Annotated in this window: 13 protein-coding genes; 11 read left to right on the forward strand and 2 right to left on the reverse strand. The window is 59.4% G+C overall.

Going from position 1 to position 13,826, the window contains the following annotated elements:
* Positions 1-43 precede the first annotated feature (43 nt).
* Positions 44-412, reverse strand: coding sequence for a DUF6124 family protein (locus AO353_RS04250; protein WP_054593828.1), 369 nt, complete (start codon positions 410-412; stop codon positions 44-46).
* Between the two features lie 657 nt (positions 413-1,069).
* Here AO353_RS04250 and AO353_RS04255 point away from each other — a divergent pair.
* From AO353_RS04255 to AO353_RS29510, 11 genes are all read left to right on the forward strand, one after another.
* Positions 1,070-2,350 carry a glycoside hydrolase family 68 protein gene (locus AO353_RS04255; RefSeq protein WP_054593829.1) on the forward strand — a complete coding sequence of 427 codons (1,281 nt, stop codon included), beginning with the start codon at positions 1,070-1,072 and terminating at the stop codon, positions 2,348-2,350.
* 283 nt (positions 2,351-2,633) lie between these two features.
* Complete coding sequence (locus tag AO353_RS04260) at positions 2,634-3,548, forward strand: LysR family transcriptional regulator (RefSeq protein ID WP_054593830.1); 915 nt, start codon at positions 2,634-2,636, stop codon at positions 3,546-3,548.
* Between the two features lie 103 nt (positions 3,549-3,651).
* Complete coding sequence (locus AO353_RS04265) at positions 3,652-5,142, forward strand: gamma-aminobutyraldehyde dehydrogenase (RefSeq protein ID WP_081013695.1); 1,491 nt, start codon at positions 3,652-3,654, stop codon at positions 5,140-5,142.
* Positions 5,143-5,229: 87 nt separating this feature from the next.
* Entirely contained in the window at positions 5,230-6,381 is a 1,152-nt protein-coding gene (ydcS, locus tag AO353_RS04270; RefSeq protein WP_054593832.1) for a putative ABC transporter substrate-binding protein YdcS, read from the forward strand.
* 237 nt (positions 6,382-6,618) lie between these two features.
* A complete protein-coding gene (locus AO353_RS04275; RefSeq protein WP_054593833.1) occupies positions 6,619-7,656 on the forward strand; it encodes an ABC transporter ATP-binding protein in 1,038 nt (345 codons plus the stop codon).
* Position 7,657: 1 nt separating this feature from the next.
* Positions 7,658-8,605: an ABC transporter permease gene (locus tag AO353_RS04280; RefSeq protein WP_054593834.1), complete on the forward strand. Its 948-nt coding sequence runs from the start codon at positions 7,658-7,660 to the stop codon at positions 8,603-8,605.
* On the forward strand, positions 8,595-9,437 hold the full coding sequence (locus tag AO353_RS04285) for an ABC transporter permease (RefSeq protein ID WP_054593835.1): 843 nt from the start codon (positions 8,595-8,597) through the stop codon (positions 9,435-9,437). The genes AO353_RS04280 and AO353_RS04285 overlap by 11 nt, the downstream gene beginning before the upstream one ends.
* Positions 9,438-9,613: 176 nt before the next feature.
* Entirely contained in the window at positions 9,614-11,038 is a 1,425-nt protein-coding gene (locus tag AO353_RS04290) for a gamma-aminobutyraldehyde dehydrogenase (protein ID WP_054593836.1), read from the forward strand.
* Between the two features lie 260 nt (positions 11,039-11,298).
* Entirely contained in the window at positions 11,299-12,786 is a 1,488-nt protein-coding gene (locus tag AO353_RS04295; RefSeq protein WP_054593837.1) for an APC family permease, read from the forward strand.
* 173 nt (positions 12,787-12,959) lie between these two features.
* Positions 12,960-13,217 (forward strand): CopG family ribbon-helix-helix protein, encoded by a 258-nt coding sequence (locus AO353_RS04300; RefSeq protein WP_054593838.1) that lies wholly within the window; start codon positions 12,960-12,962, stop codon positions 13,215-13,217.
* Entirely contained in the window at positions 13,186-13,476 is a 291-nt protein-coding gene (locus tag AO353_RS29510) for a type II toxin-antitoxin system RelE/ParE family toxin (RefSeq protein WP_081013696.1), read from the forward strand. The genes AO353_RS04300 and AO353_RS29510 overlap by 32 nt, the downstream gene beginning before the upstream one ends.
* 78 nt (positions 13,477-13,554) lie before the next feature.
* Here AO353_RS29510 and AO353_RS04305 read toward each other — a convergent pair whose 3' ends face one another.
* Complete coding sequence (locus AO353_RS04305) at positions 13,555-13,740, reverse strand: hypothetical protein (RefSeq protein ID WP_054598171.1); 186 nt, start codon at positions 13,738-13,740, stop codon at positions 13,555-13,557.
* Positions 13,741-13,826 lie beyond the last annotated feature (86 nt).

Here is a 13,826-nt window from a genome sequence, read left to right on the forward strand (position 1 = left end):
GCAGCCCAGCGGGAGCAAGCTCCCTCGCCACACCGTGGTGCTGCTAAGTCTCTGGCTGATCGAAGTTATCCAGCGCCCGATTCACCGCCAACTCGGCCAGGGAAATCATCTGCTGAATCGCCAGCGCGGTATTGCGTTTGGGGCCTTCAAGCTCAAACGCCAGATCGCTGGCCATGACATTCACCGAGGCGAGGGTTTCGCAGGCGTGGGCCAGCAGGGTTTCGCTGTCGACGTCGGGGGCAATGACGAAAATGCAGCCGGGACGGCGGTCGGCTAGCAACGTCTTGGTTTCCGGCAGCACCAGGTAATGATCGAGCGCACGGTGCGCGGCGGCGTGGAGTTCTTTTGAGTCGAGGGACGCGTAGGGGGAAACCGGGTCGGTTTCGGGTGGATTTGGGGTGGCTTTGAACATTGGCTTAGCTCTCTTTGAGTGAGGCTGCAACCTGTTCGCGACTAAACGAATGGGTGGCGGCTATACGCAGGTTAGTCGACCGACGAGCTAAGAAATCGGCGCGCCCGAGGGCGCCCTGCGCACAGCCACCATCAAGTGCAGGGATGGGATACCTGACTGATCAGCACTGATGCGACTTAGCTACGGCAGGCGACTAAACCCGATCACTGATGGGCAGTGACACGGGAACAATAGAGGCGACGACCAAGACGCACAAGCCGGCGGATTCTGGCGCAGGTGTAGGCAGCGACGCAAGGCAACGTAGCCTCCGACCGAGGCTTTGGGGAAAGAATAAACAGATCAGAAATTGCGCACGGGTTTGTGGCGAGCGGAGCGTGCCCTCCGTTGGGCTGCGTAACGGTCCAAAAAGATCTTTTCACTTCAAAACCACATCATGCCGCACGGCGGACGACCAGAGGCTTACCGAGAGGTAGGCCTTTTTTGTGCAAAAAATCACCTGATGAAACGTATCAGCTAGCAACAAAAAACCCATAAATTCAAAAAAATGGAATTTTTACTTGATCTTGAAAATTCACTGACTTACAGTGAAATCACTGTATGGATATACAGTCACTAACGAAGATTCATTTAAATATATTCATGGATGAGGTACTCCCTATGAAAAGCAACACTGAAAAACTTGGTCAGCTTCCCCACCAGCCCAGCTTGTGGACCCGCGCCGACGCGCTAAAAGTTCACGCCGATGATCCGACCACTACCCAGCCTCTGGTCAGTGCGGATTTCCCGGTATTGAGCAACGAGGTGTTCATCTGGGACACCATGCCGCTGCGCGATATCGACGGTAACGTGGCTTCTGTCGACGGCTGGTCGGTCATTTTCACCTTGACGGCAGATCGTCACCCGAATGATCCGGAGTACATCGACGAGAACGGTAATTACGACATCATCCGAGACTGGAACGATCGTCATGGTCGGGCAAAGATGTACTACTGGTTTTCCCGCACCGGTAAAGACTGGCAGTTTGGTGGTCGCGTGATGGCGCAAGGTGTGTCTCCAACCACGCGTGAATGGGCTGGCTCCCCGATTCTGCTGAACGACCAGGGCGACGTGGATTTGTATTACACCGCCGTCACGCCGGGCGCCACGATCGTCAAGGTGCGTGGCCGCGTGGTCACTACCGAGCATGGCGTCGAGATGGTGGGCTTCAAAAAGGTTACGTCGCTGTTCGAGGCTGACGGCGAGATCTATCAGACCGAAACGCAGAATCCGTACTGGGGCTTCCGTGATCCATGGCCGTTCCGCGATCCGAAAGACGGCAAGTTGTACATGCTGTTTGAGGGCAACGTGGCCGGTGAGCGTGGTTCGCACAAGGTCGGCGAAGCTGAAATCGGCGACGTACCGCCGGGCTATGAAGATGTCGGTAACTCGCGCTTCCAAACCGCCTGTGTCGGTATCGCCGTAGCAAATGACGAAGATGGCGACGACTGGGAAATGTTGCCGCCACTGCTGACTGCAGTAGGCGTCAATGACCAGACCGAACGTCCACACTTCCTGTTTCAGGACGGCAAATACTATTTGTTCACCATCAGCCATAAATTCACTTATGCCGACGGTGTGACCGGTCCGGACGGGGTGTACGGTTTCGTCGCGGATTCGCTCTTCGGCCCTTACGTGCCACTGAACGGTTCCGGTCTGGTGCTGGGCAACCCCTCTTCCCAGCCATTTCAAACCTATTCACATTACGTGATGCCTAATGGCCTGGTGACTTCGTTCATCGACACCGTACCCACAAAGGAAAGCGACACCGGAATGCAGTACCGGGTCGGCGGCACTGAAGCGCCGACAGTGGGCATCAAGGTGAAAGGGCAGCAGACTTTCGTGGTGGCCGAATATGACTATGGTTACATTCCCCCGATGATTGATGTAACGCTGAAATAGTATCGAAGCAATATAGGGCCTTCAGGCACCGGGTTTGAATTCGATAACAAACACGTTGTGGATATGATCGAGATATCCGCGCCTGACTCACTGCGACTTGATCGGGAGCCGCATTGAACAATGCGTAACATCGACCCTTCGGAACTGGCTGCATGGATGCAGCCAGTAACGGGGCTCTCCCCTCCCCCTATCCCCTATCCCCAACCAAGCCCCTGCCTGGGCATCGATTAAAAAGATATACACTCTGGCAAATCTATAAAAACCGCCCACCGGGTAATTCCCCATGATGACCTTGCGTCAGATCCGTCACTTCATCGCCGTGGCCGAGACCGGCTCGATCTCGTCTGCCGCACAAGCGGTGTACATTTCCCAGTCCACCTTGACCCTGGCGATCCAGCAGCTTGAGCAAGAAATTGGCGTCAGCCTGTTCAATCGCCACGCCAAGGGCATGACCCTCACCCACCAGGGCCATCAGTTCCTGCGTCAGGCGCACTTGATCCTGGCCACGGTCGACAACGCCAAACGCAGCCTTCAGCAAAGTACCGATCAGGTCGCCGGCCAGTTGACCATCGGCGTAACCAGCCTGGTCGCTGGTTACTACCTCGCCGATTTGCTCACCCGTTTTCAACGCGCCTACCCCAACGTCGACATTCGCGTAACGGAAGACGAGCGGCCCTACATCGAGCATTTGCTGGTCAGCGGCGAAATCGATGTCGGGGTGCTGATCCTCTCCAACCTTGAGGATCGCCATGCGCTGCAAACCGAGGTACTCACGCATTCACCGCACCGCCTGTGGCTGCCGGCCCAGCACCCGTTGCTGGAGCACGACAGCATCAACCTCGCCGATGTCGCCCGTGAGCCGTTGATTCAATTGAACGTCGATGAAATGGACCGCAACGCCCAGCGCATGTGGTCGGCAGCCTCTTTGCAACCGCGCATCACCTTGCGCACGGCCTCCACCGAGGCCGTTCGAAGCCTGGTGGCGGCCGGCCTTGGCGTGTCGATTCAACCCGACATGACCTACCGCCCCTGGTCGCTGGAAGGCGACATCATCGAAGCGCGAGCGATCGCCGACCTCAGCCAGACCCTCGACGTCGGCCTGGCCTGGCGTCGTGGCACCGCCCGCCCGGCGTTGGTCGATCCGTTCCTGACCGTCGCCCGCGAGCAGCCTCACGGCGGGCGCAAGTCATCTATTTAATCGAACGCTGCATTCAGTATTTAGTATTTGTCGCCCACAAGCCCGACCACTAGTCTCTGTGCATCTAAATAAGACGGTCGGGCCTCCAGTCACAGGGAGCACCATGGCCACACAAGAAAAGAGAACCCGAAAAATGGCTGGCGCACAAACCCCGTTGTTCACGGCATTGCTGATCGATGGTGAATTAATCGCAGGCCAGGGCTTTGTCGAGCCGATCCTCAACCCGGCCACCGGTGAAGTGCTGACGCACATCGCCGAAGCCAGCACCGAACAAGTCGAAGCCGCCATCCTCGCCGCCCACCGCGCCTTCGCCGGTTGGTCGCGCACCACCCCGCAACAGCGCTCGAACATCCTGCTGGACATCGCCAACGCGGTGGAAAAACACGCCGACCTCCTCGCCCGTCTCGAATCGCTGAACTGCGGCAAGCCATTGCACCTGGCCCGTCAGGACGATTTGAGCGCGACGGTCGACGTGTTTCGCTTCTTTGCCGGCGCCGTGCGCTGCCAGACCGGACAGCTCAGCGGTGAATATTTGCCGGGTTACACCAGCATGGTGCGCCGCGATCCGATAGGTGTCGTAGCGTCCATCGCGCCGTGGAACTACCCGATCATGATGGCCGCGTGGAAAATCGCCCCGGCCCTGGCCGCCGGCAACACGCTGGTGTTCAAGCCGTCCGAACACACGCCGCTGTCGATCCTCGCCCTCGCACCGGCGCTGGCCGAGATTCTCCCGCGCGGGGTGATCAACATTATTTGCGGCGGCGGTGAAGGTGTCGGTAGCCATTTGGTCAGCCACCCGAAAGTGCGCATGGTCTCGCTGACCGGCGACATTGTCACCGGACAGAAAATCCTCCAGGCCGCCGCCAAAACCCTGAAACGTACACACCTCGAACTCGGTGGCAAAGCCCCGGTGATCGTCTGCAACGACGCGGATATTCAAGCGGTGATCGAAGGCGTGCGCACTTATGGCTACTACAACGCCGGGCAAGACTGCACCGCCGCCTGCCGGATTTATGCACAGGCCGGGATTCACGACAAATTGGTGGCCGAACTCGGCGCTGCGGTCAGCAGCCTGCGCTTCGCCGGTAAACGTGACGCCGACAACGAGCTCGGCCCGCTGATCAGCACTCGCCAGCGCGACCGTGTGGCCAGTTTTGTCGAACGCGCCCTCGGCCAGCCGCACATCGAGCGGGTGACCGGCGCGGCAGTGCATTCCGGCGCCGGTTTCTACTACCAGCCGACTCTGCTGGCCGGCTGCAAACAGAGTGATGAAATCGTCCAGCGCGAAGTGTTCGGGCCGGTGGTCACCGTGACCCGCTTCGATGAATTGGAACAGGCAGTGGACTGGGCCAACGACTCGGAATATGGCCTGGCGTCATCGGTCTGGACCCAGAACCTGGACAAGGCGATGCAGGTGGCAGCGCGGTTGCAGTACGGCTGCACCTGGATCAACAGCCATTTCATGCTGGTCAGCGAAATGCCCCACGGCGGCTTGAAGCGCTCGGGTTACGGCAAAGACTTATCCAGCGACTCGCTCCAGGACTACAGCGTGGTGCGGCACATCATGGCGCGTCACGGCAGCGATCTGAAATAACCGCACTACGCTAACAACGAGCCGAAAAGGCCAGCTCTGCCACGTTCAAACACTGCCCCGACGATAATTAAAGAAGAGGGAAACCCCATGTTCGTGCACAAGACCGCACTGTTCAGTGCAATCACCCCCTTACTGCTGGCCAGTGCCAGTATTCAGGCCGCCGAACCGCTGAAAGCCGTTGGCGCGGGCGAAGGCCAACTGGATATCGTCGCCTGGCCGGGCTACATCGAACGTGGCGAGAGCGATAAGGCCTACGATTGGGTCAGCGGTTTCGAGAAGGAAACCGGTTGCAAGGTCAGCGTCAAAACCGCCGCCACCTCTGATGAAATGGTCAGCCTGATGGCCAAGGGCGGTTACGACCTGGTGACCGCGTCCGGCGATGCTTCGTTGCGCTTGATCGGCGGCAAACGTGTGCAACCGATCAATACGGCATTGATCCCGAACTGGAAAAACATCGACCCGCGCCTCAAGGACGGGCCTTGGTACGTGGTCAACCAACAGGTTTACGGCACGCCTTATCAATGGGGCCCGAACGTGCTGATGTACAACACCAACGTGTTCAAGACCGCGCCTACAAGCTGGAGCGTGGTGTTCGATCCGCAAAACCTGCCGGACGGAAAGGCCAACAAGGGTCGGGTGCAAGCTTATGACGGCCCGATCTACATCGCCGACGCCGCGCTGTACCTGAAATCGACCAAGCCGGAACTGGGTATCAAGAACCCTTACGAACTGACCGAAACCCAGTACAAGGCTGTGCTCGACCTGCTGCGCGCCCAGCAACCGCTGGTGCACCGCTACTGGCATGACGCGACCGTGCAGATGAGCGATTTCAAGAACGAAGGCGTCGCGGCCTCCAGCACCTGGGGTTACATGGTCAACGGCCTGCAAGCCGATAAGCAGCCCGTAGCCTCGACCATTCCGAAAGAAGGCGTTACCGGGTGGGCCGATACCACCATGTTGCACGCCGATGCCAAGCACCCGAACTGCGCCTACAAGTGGATGGACTGGTCGCTGCAACCCAAAGTCCAGGGTGACGTAGCCGCGTGGTTCGGCTCGCTACCAGCCGTGCCGGCGGCTTGCACGGGAAGCGAATTGCTGGGCGCCGAAGGCTGCAAAAACAACGGTTTCGACCAGTTCGACAAGATCGCCTTCTGGAAAACCCCACAGGCTGAAGGTGGCAAGTTCGTACCGTATAGCCGCTGGACCCAGGACTACATCGCGATCATGGGCGGTAGATAACACACCGATCCCCTGTGGCGAGGGAGCTTGCTCCCGCTCGGCTGCGCAGCAGTCGTAAAACCTGCGACTGCGATCTGTCAGTTAGAACGCGTTGGCGAAATTGCGACCGCTTCGCGCTCGAGCGGGAGCAAGCTCCCTCGCCACAAAAGCTCACTAGCACATCGATCACGACTCAGCTTTTTCAGAAGTCCAGGCAGGGCCGCTGCGACGGCTTTGGCCTTTTTGGAGCACCGCACCATGACGCTTGCAGTCCAGTTCACCAACGTCTCCCGTCAGTTCGGCGAAGTGAAAGCCGTCGACCGGGTTTCCATCGAAATCCAGGACGGCGAGTTCTTTTCCATGCTCGGCCCTTCCGGCTCGGGCAAAACCACCTGCTTGCGGCTGATCGCCGGTTTCGAACAACCAAGCGCCGGCTCGATCCGCATTCACGGCGCTGAAGCTGCCGGTTTGCCGCCCTATCAACGTGACGTGAACACCGTGTTTCAGGATTACGCGCTGTTCCCGCATATGAACGTTCGCGACAACGTTGCTTACGGTTTGAAAGTCAAAGGCGTCGGCAAGGCCGAGCGTCTCAAGCGCGCCGAAGAAGCCCTCGACATGGTCGCCCTCGGCGGTTACGGCGAGCGTAAACCGGTGCAACTTTCCGGAGGCCAGCGCCAGCGCGTGGCCCTGGCCCGAGCGCTGGTCAATCGCCCGCGAGTGCTGCTGCTCGATGAACCGTTGGGCGCACTCGATCTGAAACTGCGCGAACAAATGCAGGGGGAATTGAAGAAGCTCCAGCGCCAACTCGGCATCACCTTCATCTTCGTCACCCACGACCAGACCGAAGCGCTGTCGATGTCCGACCGCGTGGCAGTGTTCAACAAGGGCCGCATCGAGCAGGTCGACACACCGCGCAACCTGTACATGAAACCAAACACCACCTTCGTCGCTGAATTCGTCGGCACCTCCAACGTGATTCGCGGCGAGCTGGCCCGACAGTTGAGCGGCCATCCGCAGCCGTTCTCGATCCGTCCGGAACACGTGCGTTTTGCCGAAGGCCCAAAGGCCAGCCATGAGATCGAAGTCAGCGGCCTGCTGCACGACATCCAGTACCAGGGCAGCGCCACGCGTTACGAGATGAAGCTTGAAAACGGTCAGACCCTGAGCATCAGCCACGCCAACAACCAGTGGCTGGACGTCAGTGTCCAACATCAAACCGGGCAACGCATCAGTGCTCGCTGGGCCCGCGAGGCCATGGTCCCGTTGCACGACGCCGTTGCGAGCGGGGTCTGAAATGAACAGTGCGACCTTGACCCAAACCCCGGTCGGCAGCTCGCCGCTGCACAGGTTTTCCAACCTGCTGTATCGCCGGCCCAACCTGTACCTCGCAATGCTGCTGGTGCCGCCGCTGATCTGGTTCGGCGCGATCTATCTGGGCTCGCTGCTGACGCTGCTGTGGCAGGGTTTCTACACCTTCGACGACTTCACCATGACGGTCACGCCCGAGCTGACCCTGGCGAACTTCGCAGCGCTGTTCACCCCCTCGAACTTCGACATCATCCTGCGCACCCTGAGCATGGCGATCGTGGTCTCGATTGCCAGCGCCATCGTCGCGTTTCCGATTGCCTACTACATGGCGCGTTACACCATCGGCAACACCAAAGCATTTTTCTACATCGCGGTGATGATGCCGATGTGGGCCAGTTACATCGTCAAGGCGTACGCCTGGACCCTGCTGCTGGCCAAGGGTGGCGTGGCGCAGTGGTTCGTTCAGCACCTGGGGCTGGAGCCGGTGTTGCAGTTCGTGCTGGGGATTCCCGGCGTGGGCGGCAGCACCCTGTCGACCTCCCATCTGGGCCGGTTCATGGTGTTCGTCTACATCTGGCTGCCGTTCATGATCCTGCCGATCCAGGCGTCGCTGGAACGCCTGCCGCCATCGCTGCTGCAAGCCTCCGCCGACCTAGGCGCCAAGCCGCACCAGACCTTCATGCAGGTGATTCTGCCACTGTCGATTCCGGGTATCGCGGCTGGTTCGATCTTCACCTTTTCGCTGACCCTCGGTGACTTCATCGTGCCGCAGCTGATCGGACCGCCGGGCTACTTCGTCGGCAGCATGGTCTACGCCCAGCAAGGCGCCATCGGCAACATGCCAATGGCCGCGGCCTTCACCTTGGTGCCGATCGTACTGATCGCCATCTACCTGTCCATCGTCAAACGTCTGGGGGCCTTCGATGCGCTCTGATGCCAAAAAACGTGAGCCCGGGATTCGGGGAGAGCAAGCCTCTCTCGGCCTGCGCATTGCTGCCTGGGGCGGGTTGGTGTTCCTGCACTTCCCGATCCTGATCATCTTCCTGTACGCCTTCAACACTGAAGACGCGGCATTCAGCTTTCCGCCCCAGGGCTTCACCCTGAAGTGGTTCAGCGTGGCGTTCGCGCGGCCCGATGTGCTGGGCGCGATCAAGCTTTCGGCGCAAATCGCTGCGATTGCGACGTTGATTGCGATGGTCCTCGGCACCCTCGCGTCGGCGGCGTTGTACCGCCGGGAGTTCTTCGGCAAGCAGGGCATCTCGCTGATGCTGATCCTGCCGATTGCGTTGCCGGGGATCATCACCGGTATTGCGCTGCTGGCGACGTTCAAGACGCTGGGCATCGAGCCGGGGATGTTCACCATCATCGTCGGCCACGCAACCTTCTGCGTGGTGATCGTCTACAACAACGTCATCGCCCGCCTGCGCCGTACCTCGTACAGCTTGATCGAAGCGTCGATGGATCTCGGCGCCGACGGTTGGCAGACCTTCCGCTACATCGTCCTGCCGAACCTTGGCTCGGCATTACTGGCTGGTGGCATGTTGGCGTTCGCGCTGTCGTTCGACGAAATCATCGTTACCACGTTCACCGCTGGCCACGAACGCACCTTGCCGTTGTGGCTGCTCAACCAGCTCAGCCGCCCACGCGACGTACCGGTGACCAACGTGGTGGCGATGCTGGTGATGCTCGTGACCATGCTGCCGATCCTTGGCGCCTATTACCTGACTCGCGGCGGCGAAAGCGTCGCGGGCAGCGGCGGTAAATAACTGACAACGACTACTCACTGTGGAACCTGGTTTTTTTGTGGGAGCGAGCCTGCTCGCGATGACTGACTGACATTCAACAGAGATGTCGACTGTAAAACCGCTATCGCGAGCAGGCTCGCTCCCACAAGGACCGGTTCCAGCAAGAAAACAAGAACTGCTTCGATGAGGACATCGCTATGCAAACCAAACTCTTGATCAACGGCCAGCTTGTCACCGGCGAAGGCCCCGCCCAAGCGGTATTCAACCCGGCGCTGGGTCGGGTACTGGTAGAAATCAACGAAGCCAGCGAAGCCCAGGTCGATGCCGCGGTGCGGGCTGCCGATGCCGCCTTCGAAGGCTGGTCGCAGACTCCACCAAAAGACCGCTCGCTGCTGTTGCTCAAACTCGCCGACGTCATCCAGGCCCACGGCGAGGAACTGGCCAAGCTGGAATCGGACAACTGCGGCAAGCCCTACAGCGCCGCGTTGAACGACGAGATCCCGGCGATTGCCGATGTATTCCGTTTCTTCGCCGGCGCCAGTCGCTGCATGAGCGGTTCGGCCGGTGGTGAATACCTGCCGGGCCACACCTCGATGATCCGCCGCGACCCGGTCGGCGTGATCGCCTCCATCGCACCGTGGAACTATCCGCTGATGATGGTCGCCTGGAAAATCGCCCCGGCGCTGGCAGCCGGTAATACCGTGGTGCTCAAGCCGTCGGAGCAAACCCCGCTGACTGCGCTGCGTCTGGCAGAACTAGCGTCGGAGATTTTCCCGGCGGGCGTACTCAACCTGGTCTTCGGTCGTGGGCCTACAGTCGGTAGCCCGTTGGTCACCCACCCGAAAGTTCGCATGGTCTCGCTGACCGGCTCCATCGCCACCGGTTCGAACATCATTTCCAGCACCGCCGACAGCGTCAAACGCATGCACATGGAACTGGGCGGTAAAGCCCCGGTGATCATCTTCGACGACGCCGACATCGACGCCGCCGTTGAAGGTATTCGCACCTTTGGTTTCTACAATGCGGGCCAGGATTGCACCGCCGCTTGCCGCATCTACGCCCAGGCCGGCATCTACGAAAAATTCGTCGAGAAGCTTGGCGCAGCCGTCAGCAGCATCAAGTACGGCCTGCAGGATGACCCGTCCACCGAGTTGGGCCCGCTGATTACCGCCCAACATCGAGACCGTGTAGCCGGTTTCGTCGAGCGCGCCATCGCGCAACCGCACATCCGCCTGATCACTGGCGGCAAAGCAGTGGAAGGCAACGGTTTCTTCTTCGAACCAACGGTGTTGGCCGACGCCCGGCAGGACGACGAGATCGTCCGCCGCGAGGTGTTCGGGCCGGTGGTGTCGGTGACCTCATTCGCCGATGAAACACAAGTGCTGGCGTGGGCCAACGATTCGGACTACGGCCTGGCGTCGTCGGTCTGGACGTCCGATGTCGGCCGCGCTCACCGCCTCGCCGCCCGTTTGCAGTACGGCTGCACCTGGGTGAATACGCACTTCATGCTGGTCAGCGAAATGCCCCACGGCGGTCAGAAACTGTCCGGCTATGGCAAGGACATGTCCATGTACGGACTGGAGGACTACACCACCGTGCGACATGTGATGTTCAAGCACTAACGCAGACCTTGTAGCAGCTGCCGAAGGCTGCGTTCGAGCGCGCAGCGGTCGCAAAAAGGTCCACAGTGATCCTCCTGAACGATCGGGGTGTTCAACATACGACCGCTTCGCGGCCGAACGCAGCCTTCGGCAGCTGCTACAGAAAAACGCTTCACGGTAATTCAGACCACAACAATAACCACCGATCCGGGTTGAGCCATCATGGCCCAGCCACGGTATCGGACATCCGAAATCTGCCGATTTTCCGGAGCATCAACGCCATGACTGCACTACCTGAACTCCCTGCAATAACCGCCGACAGCGATGCCGAGCAGTTACGCAAGCTGGGCTACACCTCGAACTTCAATCGCAGCATGAGCCTATGGGAAAACTTCGCCCTGGGCTTCACCTACCTCTCCCCTGTCGTAGGGGTTTATACCCTGTTCGGCTTGTGCCTCGCCGCCGGTGGCCCGCCGATGTTCTGGGCGTATTTGCTGGTCGGTTGCGGCCAACTGCTGGTCTGCCTGATTTTCGGTGAAGTGGTGTCGCAGTTCCCGATTTCCGGTGGCGTCTACCCGTGGGCTCGCCGTTTGGTCGGCAAACGCTGGGCGTGGATGGTCGGCTGGATCTACTCCATTGCCCTGTGCGTCACCATCGCGGCCGTTGCGGTCGGTGCCGGTCCTTACCTGGCGGCGATGATGGGCTTTGAACCGAGCAACAACACCAACATCGTCATCGCCCTGGTGCTGACGCTGTTCGCCACCCTGGTGAACCTCAGCGGCACCAAAGTGCTGGCGCGCATCGCCATGTTCGGCTTTCTCTGCGAACTGGTCGGTGCGGTGGTCGTCGGCGTGTACCTGTTGGTCTTCGAACGCCATCAGCCACTCAGCGTGCTGTTCAACACCTTTGATATCCGTGTCGACGGTTCCTACCTGCCGGCGTTCCTGACCGCCTCCCTGGCCGGGATGTTTCTGTACTACGGCTTCGAGGCCTGCGGTGACGTGGCCGAAGAAACCCCGAACCCGAGCAAGCAGATTCCGGTGGCGATGCGCATGACCATCTACATCGGCGGCATCGCGGCGATGTTCGCCTGCCTGGCGCTGATTCTTGCGGTGCCGGACATGCAAGCGGTGATCAACGGCACCGACAAGGACCCGGTAACCACCATCCTCAATAACGCCTTCGGTCCGGTCGGTTCGAAAGTGGTGATGGGCGTGGTGATGATTTCCTTCATCTCCTGCGTCATCAGCCTGCAAGCCGCGGCCAGTCGTCTGCTGTATTCCTACGCTCGTGACGAAATGGTCATTGGCAGTGCACTGCTGAAAAAGATTTCACCGACGACTCAGGTTCCGGTTGCCGCACTGTTTGTGTCTGGCGTCCTGCCAGCGCTGATCATCGCCCTCGGTTTTGTCCTGCAAGACGCCGTCGCCACCATCGTCAGCTTTGCGGCCATCGGCATCTATCTGGCGTTCCAGATGATCGTGCTCGCCGCCCTCTACGCCCGCGCTCGCGGCTGGAAACCCAGCGGCAAATTCACCCTGGGCGCCTGGGGCCTGCCGGTGAACATCGGCGCGCTGGTCTATGGCGTGGGCGCCATCATCAACATGGCCTGGCCACGTACCCCGGATGCCGCGTGGTACATCAACTACGCCATGGTCTTGAGCACTGCCATCGTGATTGGCCTGGGGCTGCTCTATATATGGCTCGGTAAACCGTATGACCACGGCACCGCCCCTGCGGGTGATGCCTGGAAAGTCAGTCGGTATTGACTGACAACTACTAGAGGGAGCAAGCATTCGGCAACACATCGCTCACTCTCTCCAGCACCTGCCCCGCTAAGATTTCCTGACACCGAGCGCACAACGGTGATTGACTGAAATCTTGGCAGGGCCTAGGGTGTTTACGTCGTTTACAATGTATACACCTTCACAGGAGAGCCGCGATGGCCTCGCCCGTTTTGTCCTTTCGAGTCGAAGAGAATCTTGCCCAGCAACTGGATCAGCTTGCAGCAGCGACCGATCGTGACCGTCAGTACCACCTCAAGCGCGCACTGGTGCGTTATGTAGAAGCCGAATCCTGGCACCTGCAAGCAATCAGCGAAGGTATTGCCGATGCCGATGCTGGAAAACTGACCGATCTGGACGCCGTGAAGGCTAAGTGGGCAAATCGTGCCGAGAGTCGCACTGACCGAGAAAGCTGAGAGTGACCTGGACGCCATTCATGAACACTATTGCGGGCTGATTGGCACATCCGCTACCAACGATGTGGTGACAAGCATCCTCAACACCTTTGGCCAACTTGAACTGTTCCCCGGCTCCGGGCGTCCTTCACTGGTACCGGATATACGTGAATTTGTTCTGAATCAGCTTCCATTTGTTGCACCTTATCGCCTGGTACTCGGCCAAGTGCAGATCCTGCGAATATTGCATGAACGAACCGAGCGTAATCAGGAGTGGTGACACTCAATGCAATCGGAGCTGGTGCACAAGACAAACAGCCCCCCCATAAGCGGATATGGGAGGTGCCGTCAACCCGCCTCAAAACCGCGAAACACGGTGCATCGCATCCGCCAGATAGCGCATTGCAATCCGGTCATTCTCCGATAACGCTCGATACTGCTCGACGAGTTTCGCCTCCTCTGAATTCAGCCGGCGAGACCTTCGCGAGAGGCTCAAGCCTGAGAAAATCCCTAAAAACCCGATGAAGCTTTGCGCTTTTTCCATGGACGATATCCCTCTGCACGTGAACTGAAACTTCAGATACCTCATCGCCCTGCTCCTTCTTCAGCAGCGACCGGCACCTGCCAGAC

The organism is Pseudomonas fluorescens (genome assembly GCF_001307155.1).
Lineage (GTDB): Bacteria > Pseudomonadota > Gammaproteobacteria > Pseudomonadales > Pseudomonadaceae > Aquipseudomonas > Aquipseudomonas helvetica.